This is a genomic window from Paenibacillus sp. FSL R7-0204, from assembly GCF_038002225.1.
In the GTDB taxonomy this organism is placed as follows: Bacteria; Bacillota; Bacilli; order Paenibacillales; family Paenibacillaceae; genus Paenibacillus_AQ.
In genome coordinates, this window is the sequence record NZ_JBBOCA010000001.1 from 7,100,850 (window position 1) to 7,116,404 (window position 15,555).

At 52.1% G+C, this 15,555-nt stretch carries 17 protein-coding genes and 1 pseudogene; 1 reads left to right on the plus strand and 17 read right to left on the minus strand.

Translation table 11 applies throughout. From position 1 onward, the window contains the following. Positions 1-2: 2 nt before the first annotated feature. The 17 genes from terL to MKX42_RS30830 form a co-directional block, all read right to left on the minus strand. Positions 3-1,397 carry a phage terminase large subunit gene (terL, locus tag MKX42_RS30750; protein ID WP_340757900.1) on the minus strand — a complete coding sequence of 465 codons (1,395 nt, stop codon included), beginning with the start codon at positions 1,395-1,397 and terminating at the stop codon, positions 3-5. Then, positions 1,390-1,884 carry a helix-turn-helix domain-containing protein gene (locus tag MKX42_RS30755; protein WP_340757136.1) on the minus strand — a complete coding sequence of 165 codons (495 nt, stop codon included), beginning with the start codon at positions 1,882-1,884 and terminating at the stop codon, positions 1,390-1,392. Before MKX42_RS30755 ends, terL begins: the two co-directional genes overlap by 8 nt. A gap of 61 nt (positions 1,885-1,945) precedes the next feature. Continuing rightward, positions 1,946-2,404 (minus strand): hypothetical protein, encoded by a 459-nt coding sequence (locus MKX42_RS30760; protein WP_340757138.1) that lies wholly within the window; start codon positions 2,402-2,404, stop codon positions 1,946-1,948. Positions 2,405-2,428: 24 nt separating this feature from the next. After that, positions 2,429-2,626 carry a sporulation protein Cse60 gene (locus MKX42_RS30765; RefSeq protein WP_340757140.1) on the minus strand — a complete coding sequence of 66 codons (198 nt, stop codon included), beginning with the start codon at positions 2,624-2,626 and terminating at the stop codon, positions 2,429-2,431. Between the two features lie 150 nt (positions 2,627-2,776). Continuing rightward, positions 2,777-3,247, minus strand: coding sequence for a sigma factor-like helix-turn-helix DNA-binding protein (locus MKX42_RS30770; RefSeq protein ID WP_340757142.1), 471 nt, complete (start codon positions 3,245-3,247; stop codon positions 2,777-2,779). Beyond that, on the minus strand, positions 3,244-4,629 hold the full coding sequence (locus MKX42_RS30775; RefSeq protein WP_340757144.1) for a DEAD/DEAH box helicase: 1,386 nt from the start codon (positions 4,627-4,629) through the stop codon (positions 3,244-3,246). The genes MKX42_RS30770 and MKX42_RS30775 overlap by 4 nt, the downstream gene beginning before the upstream one ends. Then, positions 4,626-4,907 carry a VRR-NUC domain-containing protein gene (locus tag MKX42_RS30780; RefSeq protein WP_340757146.1) on the minus strand — a complete coding sequence of 94 codons (282 nt, stop codon included), beginning with the start codon at positions 4,905-4,907 and terminating at the stop codon, positions 4,626-4,628. The genes MKX42_RS30775 and MKX42_RS30780 overlap by 4 nt, the downstream gene beginning before the upstream one ends. Before the next feature lie 283 nt (positions 4,908-5,190). After that, complete coding sequence (locus tag MKX42_RS30785) at positions 5,191-7,542, minus strand: virulence-associated E family protein (RefSeq protein WP_340757147.1); 2,352 nt, start codon at positions 7,540-7,542, stop codon at positions 5,191-5,193. Between the two features lie 33 nt (positions 7,543-7,575). Next, positions 7,576-7,797, minus strand: a complete 222-nt coding sequence (locus tag MKX42_RS30790; RefSeq protein ID WP_340757149.1) for a hypothetical protein — start codon at positions 7,795-7,797, stop codon at positions 7,576-7,578. A 323-nt stretch (positions 7,798-8,120) separates the two neighbouring features. Next, the gene (locus MKX42_RS30795) at positions 8,121-10,085 is read right to left on the minus strand and encodes a DNA polymerase (RefSeq protein ID WP_340757151.1); all 1,965 of its coding nucleotides are present in this window, start codon (positions 10,083-10,085) and stop codon (positions 8,121-8,123) included. Between the two features lie 398 nt (positions 10,086-10,483). Further along, complete coding sequence (locus MKX42_RS30800) at positions 10,484-11,077, minus strand: DUF2815 family protein (RefSeq protein WP_340757152.1); 594 nt, start codon at positions 11,075-11,077, stop codon at positions 10,484-10,486. Between the two features lie 5 nt (positions 11,078-11,082). After that, positions 11,083-12,279, minus strand: coding sequence for a DUF2800 domain-containing protein (locus MKX42_RS30805; RefSeq protein ID WP_340757154.1), 1,197 nt, complete (start codon positions 12,277-12,279; stop codon positions 11,083-11,085). Continuing rightward, positions 12,276-12,662: a hypothetical protein gene (locus MKX42_RS30810; RefSeq protein WP_340757155.1), complete on the minus strand. Its 387-nt coding sequence runs from the start codon at positions 12,660-12,662 to the stop codon at positions 12,276-12,278. The genes MKX42_RS30805 and MKX42_RS30810 overlap by 4 nt, the downstream gene beginning before the upstream one ends. A 17-nt stretch (positions 12,663-12,679) precedes the next feature. After that, on the minus strand, positions 12,680-13,576 hold the full coding sequence (locus MKX42_RS30815; protein WP_340757156.1) for a hypothetical protein: 897 nt from the start codon (positions 13,574-13,576) through the stop codon (positions 12,680-12,682). Positions 13,577-13,643: 67 nt separating this feature from the next. Further along, the gene (locus MKX42_RS30820; RefSeq protein ID WP_340757157.1) at positions 13,644-13,862 is read right to left on the minus strand and encodes a hypothetical protein; all 219 of its coding nucleotides are present in this window, start codon (positions 13,860-13,862) and stop codon (positions 13,644-13,646) included. A 224-nt stretch (positions 13,863-14,086) separates the two neighbouring features. Beyond that, a complete protein-coding gene (locus MKX42_RS30825) occupies positions 14,087-14,392 on the minus strand; it encodes a helix-turn-helix domain-containing protein (protein WP_340757158.1) in 306 nt (101 codons plus the stop codon). Positions 14,393-14,394: 2 nt separating this feature from the next. Next, the gene (locus tag MKX42_RS30830) at positions 14,395-14,586 is read right to left on the minus strand and encodes a helix-turn-helix domain-containing protein (RefSeq protein WP_340757159.1); all 192 of its coding nucleotides are present in this window, start codon (positions 14,584-14,586) and stop codon (positions 14,395-14,397) included. A gap of 844 nt (positions 14,587-15,430) precedes the next feature. Here MKX42_RS30830 and MKX42_RS30835 point away from each other — a divergent pair. Continuing rightward, positions 15,431-15,550, plus strand: a pseudogene (locus MKX42_RS30835) (helix-turn-helix domain-containing protein); the annotation flags it as partial. Positions 15,551-15,555 lie beyond the last annotated feature (5 nt).

Consider the following 15,555-nt stretch of genomic DNA (forward strand, 5'->3'; position numbering starts at 1 on the left):
TCTTAACCCCCTAACAGAAACATTGTCTCGGCTACGCCCGTTGTGGCGTCTGGCGCATCATCATGGGTATTCTTGCCCTCGCGCTGATAGCTCGTCATAGCCTTGTAGTAGTCCGGCCAGCGGTCCCGCCAGTTCACCGGGAAGTAGACATGCTGCATGACCCAGGTCGCGTTGCTGACGATTCTGGCCGTCTTATTCTTGCTCTGGTGGAACCAGCTCACATCCGTGCGATTACTCTTCAGCTCCGTCTCCAGAATCCGCTTGATGTTCCGGGCGAACGCCTTACCGCCGTTGTTGGACTCAATACGGGCCTTGTTCACCTTGAACGCAAAAAGAGCCTGCGCTGTGGCCGGCTCTGTAATCTCCATGGGTTGCTTGGTATATATGACATCCAGGATGTACGCCTCTTTCTGATACGTGCCCCAGATGATATTGCACAGGTAATCCGCGCCATCATCGGCACTGTCACAGTAAGCGTAGACGCCTGTAAACAACGGCTCGTCGTGGCTATCCACAGGCAGCTGCGTATAGGTCTTAAAGCTGCTGTACAGCTTACCCTTGATGTCTATCGGGATCTGCTGATAGTTGGCGCTGGCGATATCTGCGCCCATGGCCCGCACCTTCATGTCGTAGCTCTCACGAGACAGGACATCCGGGCACAGCATCGTACCATCATCCTGAAGGGCCTTCATGGTCAGGTGACGGACGCGCTTCTTCTCCTCACGGAAATGCTCCAGCGCCCGCCCTGCCAGGTCTCCTGTGGCCCAGCGGGTCATGATGATAATGATCTTGCCGCCTTCCTCCAAGCGGCTCAGCATGGTATTGGTGAACCACTCCCAGTGCTTCTCCAGCGTGTTCTCGTTGCTGGCCTCCTCGGCGTTCTTGATTAAGTCGTCTATGATCAGCAGCGTGGCCCCGAAGCCTGTGGCCGTGCCCGTAGGTGATGTGGCAAGGTAGCTGTTATAGCCGCCTTCCAGGCTCCACAGGTTCATAGCCCCGTCCCCCCGTTGAATGCGGACCTGGGGGAAGATGTCGCTGTATACGATCACGTTCGGATCAGCCTTAACGGTACCGATGCCGTTACGGACGGCCTTGGAGAACGTGGTGGACAGAGTTTCGTTGTAACTGCCCGTCATGACCTTCTCGCGTGGGTTCTGCCCGAATACCCACTGTGCCAGCATGGAGGCGGTGCGGCTCTTACCGTGCCGGGGCGGCTCGTTGACGATCAGGATATCATCGTCTGACTCGTAGAAATCCTGCATCTCGCCGCACAGCTCCACCAGGTACTGCCGATCGGAGCGGTAGAAGTCTGGAGCCATCGTCTGGCAGAAGCTGAAGAACTCCCGCCGGGCCAGCTCCATACGGGCACCTCGGCGAATAGCAGCAAGGTCAACCATCACGAATCAGCTTCCTCAGCTCGTCTGTGGTCAAGTCCTTATACGGGTTGTTCACATCCACGCTGCCGCTATGCTGCACATCCTGCTTGTCCCGCCACTTATCCGGCCGGCGATTCTTCAGCCAGAAGATCTGCGCCGTGGTGTCGCCCTGGACTTCCTTCGTGACGCGCTTGGTCTCCGCTATGACCGTGACCCACTCGCCGCTCTCTTCATCCTGCTGCTTCACAGCTTCCTTGGTCACCTCGTCGTATTGATATCCTAGCGCCCGTTTCAGCAGCGCGTTCTCGACAGCACGGTCCACAACCTCCTTGCCCTTTTTTAAGGCGTCTGAAATGTCAGGGAACTTATTCTTCCAGTCATATAGCGTTTGACGCTTCACGCCCATATTCAGGGCTATCTGCTCGTCTATCAGCCCATCGCGCGCCCAACCTTCCAGCTTCAGCAGCCCTTCAGGCGTGAGCCAATCGTGATATTTACCTTTTGCCATCGAGGCTGCCTCCTTTTGCCCAAAATAAAAAGCACCCGAAGGTGCTTAAGTTACTAGACTCTTAGTTACCATATTTCCGAATCAAACGAATTAATTCTTCTTCGGGAACATGTTCTTCTTCGTAATCAAAATCTGCGTTTTCTCTTGCAATATCGAACAGTTGCCTAGCCTCTTCATAATAGTCCACATGCAACCTTTTTGTTATTTCAAGAAACTCATCAATATTGAGATTTGGTCTCTTTAACATTTCAAGCGATTTGTGAAGCCCGTCTGATCCCGTATACCAGTGCAAATGACCATCCGCTAATTTATCAGTTGGTCTATTTTTACTACACCCCTGCATCCATCTTCCGTGAACAATACGGAAATTCTCACGGACAATTTTATCGTCTTCGATAAAGTAACTGTCCCACTCCAGCATACCGTCTTTATCTGATTCTATAACACGACTGCATAAATCACACACCCACTGACTTTTTATGCCTAATTTCAATGTTAACGGCGGTTGACCGTTGGGCATATGATTCAGCTCCTTTGATTTACTTTATTTATCATCATTTGTATATTTCTTGTAAGTAATTAAGGCTGAATATAATGCTAACGGCAGCGCCTCATGAGATATGGCGGCTACAGAATACTTAATATCCGTCACATTGACCATGGATACCGTTTCTAGAAACTCATTTATATCTAATTCCAAGTCTTCCTCTGTACTTCTGCTAAATATTTTTACCTGTAACATACTAACACCCCCTTTTGCCTAATCATTTCGACAAAAGGAATCAATTTCCTCTAACATTCGAGTACAAAAAAGAGCCCTCCGCAATGGAGGACTCGTGATAGACAGACTTATAGCACTGCATGAGTTACTACACAAATTACTACAAGATTACTACAAGGGCTTTGGAAAATGCGTTTTAAGCTTATCTTTGGCCCGTGTTACGTACATATACACAGTGCTTGGTGCTATTCCAAGCTTATCAGAAATATCTTGACACAGCAAGCCCTGAGCCACATAAAGCAGAAAACATGTTCGCTCTCTGTCGGACAGGAGAAGTAGCGCATCGACCATCTGCAACTTCTCCTCGTTGTTCATTTCATCCCCTGCCAGCTTAACCAACAGCTCGCGCTGCCGGTAAACATCCGTCCGCTCGGCCCCTCTGCGGCTCCCTGGCCGTCTGCCGCGCCGCATCCAGGTTAAGGCGTAACGCATATCTGCCAGCATCCCTGAGACCGTCTCCGCCTCCTCTGCTGCTGCTGGGTCCTTCAGGTCCAGGGTATCCCGGTACCGCTCCAGCACATGCGTCTCGGCAGCATACTGCCCGATCAGCGTTTCGATCCATGTCGCCTTAATAATACTCATGCTGCTTCCTCCTTCGCTATTTTATCTATTCGGGCTTTGACCGCAGCCATTAATGCGTTTTGGCCTGCGGCCTTACGCTCCAGGGCTTCCACGGCCTCGCCGTCAATCGTGTCCTCGGCCACCAGACGAATGACCACAATGTTATGTTTAACGCCCTGCCGGTGAACCCGGGCATTGGCCTGCTGGTCTTCCTCCAGGCTCCAGATCTGGTCAAACCACACTACTGTCCGGCAGCTCGACTCCTGGAGGTTCAGGCCGTGACCGGCACTCTTGGGGTGAAGCAGCAGCAGCTGAATCTCGTCATTGTTCCAGGCGGCTATGTCCTCATTGCCTGCTGCACCCTTCCGCAGGATCTGCGCCTGCGGGAAACGCTCCTGAATCCGGCTCAGGCTGTGCTTAAAGTTGTAAAACACCATGACTGGCTTCCCGTTAGCCGCCTCGATGATGTCTTCCAGCGCGTCCAGCTTCGCATCATGAATGTGCTTGACTCCCTTATCCTCGTCATACACAGCGCCGGAGGCCATCTGAAGAAGCTTACCAGACAGCACTGCCGCCGTTGTGGCCACCACATCTGAATCCATGAAGGGCAGCAGCAGCTCCCGCTCCAGTTTCTTGTACTGCTCCCTAGCCTTCGGTGACAGCGGAATCGAAACCGTCCGATCAATCCGCTCCGGTAGCTCCAGCCAATCCTCAGCCTTCATGCTGACAGCAATATCTCCAATCGCCTTGTATATATTCTCCTCGGCTTCTTTTTTCACCCGCCAGTCATGAACCACATGACCGCTACGGCCTCCGGCGTTGAAATATCGGTCCCGATACCCTGTAATTGTCTTGCCAAGCCGCTCCCCTTGGTCCAGCAGGTATACAGGTGCCCAAAGGTCCATCAGACTATTGGGGGCTGGGGTGCCGGTCAGGCCAATAAGTCGCTTGATCATAGGCCGCACCCTCCGAAGCGCCTTGAAGCGCTTGGACTGGTGATTTTTAAAGCTGCTTAACTCATCAATAACCACAGTGTCAAACGGCCACTTGCTGCCGTACTCGCTGACCAGCCATTCCACATTCTCCCGGTTAATGACCCACAGGTCCGCATCTGTCTTAAGCGCCTTCCTGCGGGCGTCTGCACTACCCAGCACCTTACTGATGCGCAAATGCTGCAAGTGGTCCCACTTGGCCGTCTCCCGCGCCCAGGTGTCTTGTGCCACCCGAAGCGGCGCAATCACCAGCACCCGGGAAGCATCGAACAGGTCATACAGCAACCGGTCAATCGCCGTTAAGGTACTAACGGTTTTGCCTAAGCCCATCTCTAGCAGCAGCGCAATGAAATTAGTGTCAAGAATCCTAAGAGTCGCATAATCCTGATATGTGTGGGGGATGTACTTCATTTCGGCATCACCTCCCGTATGAAACTCGTGACATCCTCCAGCGAATCTATCTTGTAATGCCGCTGTCCCAATTTCAGCAGCTTCCGCTTCCAGTGTTCTTGAAGTGGCTCCAGTTGCTTACCTGGGGCCTTCATCTCGACATACACCGTCAATCCATTCGGCAAAATGACCAGGCGGTCCGGCACCCCGCGATTCCCGGGACTGACCCACTTCGGAGCCAGGCCACCGATCCGCTTTACCTCTCGGACTAGTTGGCGCTCCAGCGCTGACTCTCTCATACTCTCAACCCCCTTGTTGTTGTCGCGCACACGCACGCGTATGTGCACTATTACGTGTAGCATACGGGCGCCCACTTACATAATTTACCTACTCCTATGCTACTTACATTTAACCGTTACAGTAGAGTTTCACGGCAACATCAGCAACAATGTGGCCTGAATCCTTGCCCGGCTTACGCTTGGCGTGTTTCCGTGAAACTGTTTTTTCTGGCAACGTCTTCGCAACGTTAGCAACTTTGCTTTGTTGCAGCATATCCGTCAAGTTGCTGCGAATTTCGTATATCTACAACGGGGGTAGGCAACGTTCAAAAACCAATTGAACACCGTAACCGGGTATCCTAGCCTTACCTTTACGCTCTTCCCAACCAGGCATTTTACGCATGATGTCCGCAATTTCTCTGGCTTCCCAGGGACGGATAGACCCCGCTCTATTAAACAGGCATTCCGTCCAGATCTGAGATGCACACACTCGCGTCCTGTAATTGGCCGTAACCTGACCTAGCTCATCCTCGACCGGCTTCTCCAGCCACTCCTGAATGTTGCCTGTTCGTGGGTCAACTTCAAGATGCTCCTGCTGCATGAACGCAGCGGCTGCTTTCGCCACGTTATCCAAAGCTAGAATTTCCCCTTCATTATAAGCATGTAGCGCCTCAGCCCAGATCTGCCCCACATGCCAGTCCGTCAGGTGATCCCAATGGCTAAACTTAGCCTTCACCGGAAATACCTCCACGGGCCAAAAGCGCCGGTTCCCTGTGGCATCTCGCAGGAAGTCCCGTGTATTCGTCGTGCCAAAGAAAACGCACTTCCGTGGAAACTCCGATACCTGCCGATCATAAGCCACCCGATACCGGTCCTCCGTCTTGCTAAGAAACGCCTTCACCTCATCGACTTCAGACTTCTTCATTGCACTCAGCTCACCGATCTCGAAGATCCAGCCCGACTGCAAATGCTCCCCAGCTTCCTTATTTTCAAATGTCCGCAGCGAATCGCTGAACCACTTGCGCCCCAGCTTCGCCAGCAGGCTGCTCTTACCTGCACCCTGCGGACCCACCAGCACCAGCATTTCATCAAACTTGCACCCAGGCATATACAACCGAGCCACGGCCGCCAGCAGCGCCTTGCGTGTCACCTGCCGGATATAGTGGGTATCCTCAGCACCCAGATAATCAATAAAGACCGTGTCCAAGCGCGGCACCCCATCCCAGGTCTGAGCCTCAATATACTCTTTAATCGGGTGGAACTTGTTCGCATGGGCTACCTCCGTAAAGGCGTTCTGAATCATAGCCGCTCCGCGCAGCTTGTGCGCCTTGGCGAACCAATGCTGCAGCCGCTTATCATCGGCACCCAGCCACGGCTCATAATCCGCTTGCGGGCGCTCACGGCCCCGCCAGGGCAAGGGCTTACGGATGACCTCCGTATTACCAAAAGCGTCATAGCCCAGCACACCGCCCCACTCCTCATGCGACAGCAGCAGCTCTATATTGCCCGCCGTAGGCAGCAGGTCGCCCGTCTTACTGTGCAGTTCCAGCTGCTCCTTCCAGGCATCGTCACCCTCTGCCGTGTCTTCCTCCGGGTCATCGTCCAGATCACCATAGGACTCTGATATCTCGGACATACGCTCCCGCTTGACCTCCGGGAGCTGAATGGCCCATGCCTCCATTGCCGCGACACTCGGCAGCTTAGAGACATTGGTCTTCTCGCTCACCCGCTCATCCAGGTGGCCAAACTTATGAATGCGCACCAGGTCGAATAGGTTATAGCTGCGGCCGTCTGCTGCTGGGTCACTGTCCTGGTGCGAATACGCCAGCTCCTGGTCTGGAAAGACCTCCAGGCCATTCCCAGACGTTCCCTTGTTGTAGGTGTAGCGGTTCTCCATGGAGCCGGGGCTATACTCCTCCTGAAGGAAGCGGTCAATACCTTCTTCTAAAGTGAACGAACGGCAGAACAGCCCAATGGTGCCGGTCTTCTCCCGGGGGTCTTGGGGCTTCTTATTAGAGAGAATCGGGTCAGCAGCGTGCGGATGCCGGGGCCACTGCATGACGTCCGTCCAGTCCTTGTAATGACCCAGGATGGCGTCAACATCCAGCGCATCGCCCTCCAGCACCTCCAGCACCGGCTCTGCGTCCTTGGAACAGGACGGCAGATACATAAGCCGATGAACATCAAAGGTCGTCTTGTCAAAGTAGTCCATGCCGATCAGCTCCGCCAGCTTGCGGCTGACGGCGGCGTACTCGTCTGGACTCATGGCACGACTTGCCGGGATAATAAGCCGGTACTTCGGACGGGCGTCCCTGTGGCTGTGCGTGGAGTAGATCACATAAGCGGTGCCGCCGATCATCAGGTCCACGGTGAGCAAAAAGTCCTCGTCCCCGCTGTCTACGTCCAGCGTGATCAGCCAGCGGCTGTCGATGTTCTCCTTCTTGCGCCGGCCGCCCCGGACAAGCCCGCCGACAAACGCCGGGCCATCCTTCACCTTCCCCCGCCGGATATTATCCCAGCGGTCATATTCGGCCATTGTCTCCGCGCTCCGGCGCACCTTGCGCAGCCGGTCCACGAATTCATCCCATGACAAGTATTCTGTTTTCCAGTTGGTGTCGCTCCGGTTCTTCCCGAAGCTAATATCAAGCTCTTGCATGGTGCCACCTCAATCTTTGTATAAACTTCTGAATCACGGCTTATCCGTCCAGCGCTGCCGCCAGGCTTCCGCAGCGAGTTTCTCCGGCTTAAATTGCTTAAAGCGACCAGCGTATGTCAGGGAGACCACGCCGCGGCTATTCACCTTCACCGGGAGAAACTCTCTTGACCTACTCCGAGAGCTGAACACCTGGCCGTCCCGGGATACATGGTAACCGGGCCAATTCAGCACCGGCCTAACTTCTAGCTGTGTCATATCCGCTTACCTCCTTCGATTTACCTTCTTGCAATTCGATAGAGATATAACATTGTAAAAAATTTATAAATGCTGTAAACTTCTAATCTAGAAGGAGTTGATGGTATGTTAATCAAAATGTTGAACATGCCCTCGTCTTGGTGGCGGCGGCCACATTAATAGTCAAGCGACCTATCTTCGGATAGAAGACGATTGTCAGCAAACCTTCTGACCGCCTACGGGCGGTTTTTTCTATTCCTTTGTAGCGTGCACTAATCAATTTTGATGCCTAAATGATCCTCTAGGCTTATATCTTGTATCTATTATGAATTTTTCACTATGTGCTAATCTTTCATGTAGAAATCACACTCAAAGCCTGCTGCCTTCAGGGGCAGCCCTGGCGCCCAGTCAATCGAACGCCCCATGATCTCCGTCATCTCATCCACAGAACCGAAGTCCTCCGGGCAATCCGCCACAATCTCGTCATGCACATGCAGTACAATCGGATACTGTGCCTCATGCAGCCGGACCAGGCTTTCCGCCAGACAGTCCCGCGCTATGGCCTGCACCAGGTTCTCGACCAGCGTCCCGCCCCAGGTGCGCTGTTGCACCCATTGGCTGCGGTCATCCAGCGCATAGAACACAAGGCCGTCCTTGTTGAACTTCGTATCAGGCTTAATCTCCGGCTGCGGGTACGCCAGACTGTGCCCGCTAGGCAGATCAGCAAATAATATTCCGCCTTCATACCGGTACTGCACACCGTGGGCAAGCTTAACGGTTGTCTTCTCCCGTACCGCCTTCATGGCCGCATCCTCCGCGCGGTACCAGAGCTTACGGATATTAGGGTTAGCTTCGCGCCACTGCCGGACCAGCGGATCATACTGTTCCGGTGCAATCTCCTTCTTCTTGTCCATCTTCTCCATAGCCGCCGCGCCACCGCCGAAGCCACAGGCCAGAGTGGCCACTTTGCCAGAAGCACGGTATTTGTAATTCTCATGGCCTTTGGTGATAGATTCAAAGGGAACACCGAACATACGAGATGCTGTGGCTTCATAGATTTTGCCGTGATCTGAGAAGACGGCCAGCACCCATAGCTCATCAGCCAGCCAAGCAATGACCCGGGCCTCGATGGCGGCGAAGTCAGCCACCCTGAATTTATTGCCCTTCGAGGGAATAAGCGCGGTGCGCACAAGCTGAGACAGCACGAACGGAGGCGCTCCATAGATCATCTCCAGCAGGTCATAGTCGCCACTGCGCAGCGTACCCCGGGCCAGCTCCAGGTCTTTCAGATCCTCCAGATGGTTCTGTGGTAGATTGTGCATCTGGACGTTACGTCCGGCCCAGCGCCAGGTGCGATTCGCCCCGCAAAACTGCAAGATCCCCCGCACCCGGTCATCTGCGCACAGCGCCCGGTCCATGGCGTCATATTTGGAGTTACTGGTCTTGCCCATCTCCTGCCGAAGCTCAAGCATTCGCTTCGTTTCTTCATTAGGAGCTGCATCCAGTAGAATAGGCATGAACTCCTTGCCAAGGCCGTCCGGCGTCTCCAGGCCGTTCTCAGCCAGCCACGCCTTGACTTGCGCCAGGCTGTTCGGGTTATCCAGTCCTGTCAGCTCCTTGGCCTCAGCGACCAGCCAGGCGGTGTACTGCTCCGCGCAGGCAATGGCGTGACCGATGAACACCGGATCAAGCCGGACACCCCGGTCATTAATAATCTGATCAAGTGCCCACAGCCGCCACTCCTTCGCCGGTACGGGAAACCGCTCCAGCTTCCGCCGCACTTCCCGCTCCACCACAACGTCCTGAACGTTGTAGGCTTTGTACTGCTCCCACTTCTCGGTGTCGTGGTATGGATGGTTACGGGTCCGTTGCCCATTGACCTTGGTCGGCTTGCAGGGGACACTGAAATATTTAATCAAGGCTTTACCCTTGGCATCCTTCAGGGCGTCCAGCTTCAGCACCTTGGCTGCCTTGTCCAGAGACCCAGGCAGGCCAAGCGCATAGGCCCAAACCATCGTGCAGCGCCACTGGTAAGGATTACATTCAATCCCGAAGTGCCGGGCGATAGCTGCCCGCTCAAATGCTGCATTGAACGCCGACTTAGTAACGAACGGGTCCATCAGATCCTGCCTCACCCGCTCTGGCAACTCCTCTAAATCGGTCAGGTCAATGATCGTCACGGGATCATCGTCATAGGCATAGGAAAAGAGTAGAATCTCAAAATCGGGAGACTCAACATACTTATGAAGCCCGCTCTTGCTCAGATCTACGCTGCTGTAAGTCTCAACATCTATTTGTAAGATTGGCATAGGCTCTCCTTTCCATTAATTTGTTATCTATCAAACAAACGTTCCGAATTTCTAAGTAAGGTAAATTGTGGTATATTTAATCCGCAATACACATAGCTTTACTCCTTTTCTGAATCTATAGCTTTATTGTTTTACTATGTCCAATACATAGGGGCGGGCTGAGTATTTCCGCTCATATGTGCACGGCGAAAGCCCTGCATGTACATAGAAAAGGAGCTGAGAAAATGGAACTCAAATGGGGTAATTTTGAGTTGATCATCAAGCAGCCTGTGCTTCTTGCGATAATTACTATTATCGCGAATCTACTAGGCATTGGTGCCTCCCTATTACAATAGGGAGGTTTCTCTTTTATTCGGTTAAGAAAAGGGGACCCTTGCGGAATCCCCCATAACACGGCTTTAATTCAAGAAATCATCGTCATCGTCCTGACCCAGGTCTTCATCAGCGAAGGCTTCACGGGTATCCCCGCCACCGCCGCCGAATGACTCACCGTTCTGAGTCTTCACAACCCCATCCAGTATGGCATTGATGCCTTTATTTCCGGCTTCATCGAACGGCCACAAGGTAATGCGCGCCCGGCCATAGCAGCCGCTCCAGAACTCTGTGGTGTCCGTAATGTCCACCAGGATGTTCCGTCCGTCCTTGTCTTTACCGTTTGGCTTGAGCACATCCGGTGCGGAGGTACTCTTCGCATTGATATACCAATGGTCTTCATGCTCTGGATATTTCTCCAGATCCACCTCGTCGCCATCCTTCAGCGGCAGGTCAAGCTTGGTCGGCACCTTACCGCCCCACTTCTTGGTCTTGCCCAGCTCCTTAGCCACCGCCAGAGCCTGCTTATAGCGCTCAAGGAATTCGGTGTCTGACTTCGGAATGAGTAAGCGCACCGAATATTTTTCTGGTCCACCGGCGAATGATTCCGGCTCAAATACCCGGGCGAAGGCAAAACGTACTTTATTCGTAGTCAGCTTACTGGTTGGTTCGGTTGTCATAGGTATCAGTCCTCCAGGTTAATGTCCGCGAATGCATCACGGGTATTGTTTAATGTTGATCTTGGGTCACTCTCAGGAACAAGTACCGGCTTGCCTTCGGGCTTGATAATGAGATCACCCAATATCTTAGCCAGCTCCTTCTTGCCGATCTTCTCCAGCTCTCCAATGCCTTGCAGGTCTTGCGGCTTAAGGTATTTCGTTTCAGGCACTCCTGCGGCAGCGAGAGCTGCCATAGCCGCCGATTTATCACGGATCACACGGTCGCTGCGCCCTTCAACCAGCTTCCAGCTCGGAATCTTTGCACCGTGCTTGGTCGCTTGCTCAAAGGCATAACCCGCCAGCTCCTTCGCCCACTTCTGCAATTCTGGCGCTACATACAGCACCGCGCTTATGTCCTCCAGCGTCATGAGTGCAGGGTCCTTGAACTCGTACTGTGTCGCAGCCATATAGAAGTCAGTCCGGGCCTTGCAGGTGAAGCGGGCCTTACAGAAGCCGCTGGAGCAATGAGGCCCAGGAACAAATTCTCCCTCACCCGCCCACGCCTTAGCCGCTGCGGGCTTAATACTCTCGCCCCACTCCCGCAGCGCCTCTACGTCCATGACATCCTCAGAAATACTGTCCAGCCGGATCTGCACAATGGTCATGCGCACAGACTGGATGTCATAAAGGAAATCGTAGCCTTCGACAGCTCCCAACGCGTATAGCCGCATCTGGCTGTTATTCACTGCGGACACAGGGACACCCTTGCCATACTTCAGGTCGATAATCTCCAGGCAGCCGTCAGCAATGATCACGACATCGCCAGTCCCTCTACCCTCCGGGGCATATGCTGAATAATCCAAACGCTCCTCCAGCAGCACAATGACATCCGTAGACTTCGCCCTGGCCGTGTTGACTCTCTCCAGGACAAGGCCCACATACTCATGCACATAGTCCTCCATCTCACGGGAGTAGTACGGCCCTTTTTGGGCTTCTTTCCAGCGCTCTCCATGTTCCCAAGGCTTCAGCTGCCCCAGATGGTAAGCGAGGTGTATCTCGGAAAGCTCATGCGCGGCTGAGCCTTCATCTGAATACGTAGAACGGCTCTCCGGCAGCTTCTCCTCCAGCCGGGCGCTTGGCGTACAGGTCAGCCATTTCTTGGAGCCGGACGCAGAGAGGATGGCGTGATCCCGCTCTGCGTGTGCCCCTACTTCTTTGCTCACAGCTGTTCCAGACGTTCCATGAAGACTGCACGGTCCGCTTCGGCTACGTCACTTAACGCCTTATAGCCAAACTCCGTAAGCAAGGCTTTAACCTCTTCACGTTTCCCTGACTTGGTCACTTCAGTAGCCTTAGCCTTCAAGTCAGCAGCAGAGGGGTTATCCCCTCCCCCTGAACCATCATCTTGCTTAGTTTGCGGTTTCGTTTCGGCTTGGGCCCTCTCTGGCTCTTCCTGCTTCGATTCAGCAGGTTTCGTTGTTGCTTGGGCCTTGGCCTTCTGCTTATCGGTTACAGGCGCAGCGCCTACCAGAGCGGCAGCCAGTCCCCCAATCTCCTGTAAAGCTTCCTTTGCGTTCTCACCAGTAATCGTAATTTGAACGGGCATTGTATAAATCCTCCTATTTAATTAGAATAATTGCGTTCAATCGTTGGCCAATCTCGAGCCACGGCTTTTAAAGTGTCCTTGGCCGTCTCTTCTCGGTCCCGGGCCTCTTGCAGCAGTTCCAAGTCACAAAGGTCTGTCACAGCGTCACGGATCAGCCCGTCAATTACATCAGGACGCAGCGCATCCAGCTCCCAGCATTCATGCCCAAACTCTGCAATGTAGCCCGAAGCCCGGCTATCGGTCAGCTTAGTAGGATTGGGAGGCGGACCGTACTCCTCGATCTGGTCATAGTTCAAGGCGATTCGTTGGAATTCAATGGACACCCCGAACAGTTCAAGCCGGTCCACGATATCACGGCTCATATCTTTCCCGCTTGGGTCGTGATCACCTAAATGAACAATGTGAATAGACTTCTGAGCAGAGAACTGTTCCAGACGTTGAGCTGCCGCCCACATTTCAGATTGGGAAACATAGCCTCTGCACGAGAAGTATGGGATGTCCAGCTCTTCACAGACTTGACCTACGATACCGACCAAGGCGTCTTTCTCCACCCATACCTCTACATAGCTGTCCTGGTCTTCCCATTTGTCGTAGGCAAAGGAATAGGCCGCAGAGTGAATAATAGAGCCAGGTGAAGTCCAATGGCTGTTTTTGCGAAGGTTCCGGGTGCGGTCTTCGATGGCATTCCAATCAATAAGACCGGACATACGGCCATCGGAAATGAGATTTCCAAGGTTTTTATAGCTGCGTTCATTGTTGGGGATGACATCCCGTGAAACGAGCTGGTAATATACCTGCCGAAGCGTCAAAGAGTAACCCATATCTTGATATTCATGAATGATGGCATTAACCTGTTCAATCAGGCGAAGACTCTCCGAACGGAAGTTAATTTCCCGATAGCAGATTTTTGACATTGCTTCTCCCTTCAGTCAGTGATAAACTGACCTCATATTGTGATGTATTGCTATGACCTGACGGCTCCTACCCCGTTAGGTCATTTTCATGTTCTGTTGCACCACCCCCTTCGCGGCTATCGTCGGCCTCTATCACCACAGCGCCGATACCTTCACACAGGCAGTGATTACCGCAATAAAGATCCTTTCCGTGCTTGATTGCCTTCTGTCCAAAATAGATATCACCTTGACACTTCGGATTAGCACAGTAGTCTATCACTTCAAGTGGCCCCGTTACTTTGCTCATTTTTCTCACCACCCTTCATAAAGTGCTGATCTGTTCCGCGATACTTGATAGCGCAACTCGCATGTTGCAGCCGCCATCCACCCCGGTATCGCTCAAAATGCCCCCTGCCTGCTTCTACCGGTTTGTCGCAACGGTAACAGCTCCCGGGATACTTGTTTCTCAAGAGCTAACCTCCTTATCTACGGCTACGCCAGGCATATCCTGACTAATACTGAACTTAATTGCTACTTCACGACTCCGTTCCTGACGAAATTCCGTTCCTCTTCTTCTCGCTTCCACCGATCAAGACTAACGGTACTGAATAGATAGCGGGGATTCTTGCTGCCCTCCGCGCCAACGGTACGGTGTGGTATCCGCTTCGTTTTGCAAAGTTGCCGAAGGGTATAGTCGCTCATAGAGAGGTATTCACATGCTTCTGGGATGGTCATTGTTCGGTTATCTGAAATAGAAAGGCTTTCCATGATACGCTTTTCTGCTTCGGCAACATGCACGGCCACAATGTCTGCGATTGCCTTTTCAAGAGCTGTCATGCTTACACCTCACATTTCAGCCCGAGCATCTCAGCGATACGCGGCTTTTGTTTCTCTCCAGGACGCGTTCCTTTCAAAATCTCTGATACATAAGTAACAGAAACGCCAAGTTCGTGGGCCACATCTTTCATCTTGATCTTCTTCTGAAGCATGACCTTCCGCGCTTCTGCTCCAAATTCGGTATAATTCTGCATTTTGCAAACCTCCTTTTGTAAAGAGTTGTAAATAATACAGCTAAATCGTTGACAGGTATCTGAAAATATTCTATTATCAGAAAGAAGGAACACAAAATAAACGTCGTTGGGGAACGATTTTAGATGGGACAACTGGTCCCACAGTTATTTTTGTTTCCTTTTTTGCCAGCGATTAAGCTGTTGACTGTAGTTTATCTGAATATATTCAGAGTGTCAACGCTTATTCTGATTATTTTCTAAATAAACTACATTCGGAGGTTATTTTGTGTTAGATATTATTCAGAAACTCTGTAAGGAGAAAGGCATTTCCATATTCAAGCTCGAAAAAGAATTAGGATTTGGGAATGGTACTATCTACAAATGGGATAAAAGTTCCCCTGCTGTCGATAAACTGAAAAGAGTTGCAGAGTATCTCGGTGTATCTACTGATTTTCTACTCTATGGATTTAATAAAGGTGAATTTACTTCAATCGTGAATCTGGTCAGACACAATAGATCCGTAAAGAAATTTGCCTCAGACACAGGGCTGGATGAATATTACCTAACTAGACTTTGTTCAGGAATGGAATATAAACAACCCTCTATTGATACTGTTTTAAAAATTGCAATCGAAAATGAGCATTGGCTGGTTGACGCTAAAACAATTTTTAACGCAGCCGGCTACGACCTTGAGGAAGTAAGCGGAGATTTATTAGAAGATATTCCATTAGAGCTGCTACACCACTACCAAGAGAAGGGCATGAGTGGAGCAGAAATGGCCATAGCTTACGCTGAATTTAGGGAAGCTGAATATAAAGACGCTATGAGCGATCCCGGCTACGAGGAGTATTTAAAGGAGCATAGTGAAACAGAAACTATTGCGGCCCACCATGATGGAGAAGAGTGGACTGAGGAAGAATTGGAAGAAATAGAGCGTTTCAAGGAGTTTGTCAGAATGAAGAGAGGACCTCGCGCCGGGGAGTGATGCCG

What these genes read in the sequence shown, in the direction of transcription:
- MKX42_RS30800 (WP_340757152.1), bottom strand. Translation starts at nt 11,077, where the DNA reads ATGACAACCGAACCAACCAGTAAGCTGACTACGAATAAAGTACGTTTT.
- MKX42_RS30810 (WP_340757155.1), bottom strand. Translation starts at nt 12,662, where the DNA reads ATGCCCGTTCAAATTACGATTACTGGTGAGAACGCAAAGGAAGCTTTA.
- MKX42_RS30760 (WP_340757138.1), bottom strand. Translation starts at nt 2,404, where the DNA reads ATGCCCAACGGTCAACCGCCGTTAACATTGAAATTAGGCATAAAAAGT.
- MKX42_RS30795 (WP_340757151.1), bottom strand. Translation starts at nt 10,085, where the DNA reads ATGCCAATCTTACAAATAGATGTTGAGACTTACAGCAGCGTAGATCTG.
- MKX42_RS30780 (WP_340757146.1), bottom strand. Translation starts at nt 4,907, where the DNA reads ATGAGAGAGTCAGCGCTGGAGCGCCAACTAGTCCGAGAGGTAAAGCGG.
- MKX42_RS30765 (WP_340757140.1), bottom strand. Translation starts at nt 2,626, where the DNA reads ATGTTACAGGTAAAAATATTTAGCAGAAGTACAGAGGAAGACTTGGAA.
- MKX42_RS30815 (WP_340757156.1), bottom strand. Translation starts at nt 13,576, where the DNA reads ATGTCAAAAATCTGCTATCGGGAAATTAACTTCCGTTCGGAGAGTCTT.
- MKX42_RS30820 (WP_340757157.1), bottom strand. Translation starts at nt 13,862, where the DNA reads ATGAGCAAAGTAACGGGGCCACTTGAAGTGATAGACTACTGTGCTAAT.
- MKX42_RS30770 (WP_340757142.1), bottom strand. Translation starts at nt 3,247, where the DNA reads ATGAGTATTATTAAGGCGACATGGATCGAAACGCTGATCGGGCAGTAT.
- MKX42_RS30775 (WP_340757144.1), bottom strand. Translation starts at nt 4,629, where the DNA reads ATGAAGTACATCCCCCACACATATCAGGATTATGCGACTCTTAGGATT.
- terL (WP_340757900.1), bottom strand. Translation starts at nt 1,397, where the DNA reads ATGGTTGACCTTGCTGCTATTCGCCGAGGTGCCCGTATGGAGCTGGCC.
- MKX42_RS30785 (WP_340757147.1), bottom strand. Translation starts at nt 7,542, where the DNA reads ATGCAAGAGCTTGATATTAGCTTCGGGAAGAACCGGAGCGACACCAAC.
- MKX42_RS30755 (WP_340757136.1), bottom strand. Translation starts at nt 1,884, where the DNA reads ATGGCAAAAGGTAAATATCACGATTGGCTCACGCCTGAAGGGCTGCTG.
- MKX42_RS30825 (WP_340757158.1), bottom strand. Translation starts at nt 14,392, where the DNA reads ATGACAGCTCTTGAAAAGGCAATCGCAGACATTGTGGCCGTGCATGTT.
- MKX42_RS30830 (WP_340757159.1), bottom strand. Translation starts at nt 14,586, where the DNA reads ATGCAGAATTATACCGAATTTGGAGCAGAAGCGCGGAAGGTCATGCTT.
- MKX42_RS30790 (WP_340757149.1), bottom strand. Translation starts at nt 7,797, where the DNA reads ATGACACAGCTAGAAGTTAGGCCGGTGCTGAATTGGCCCGGTTACCAT.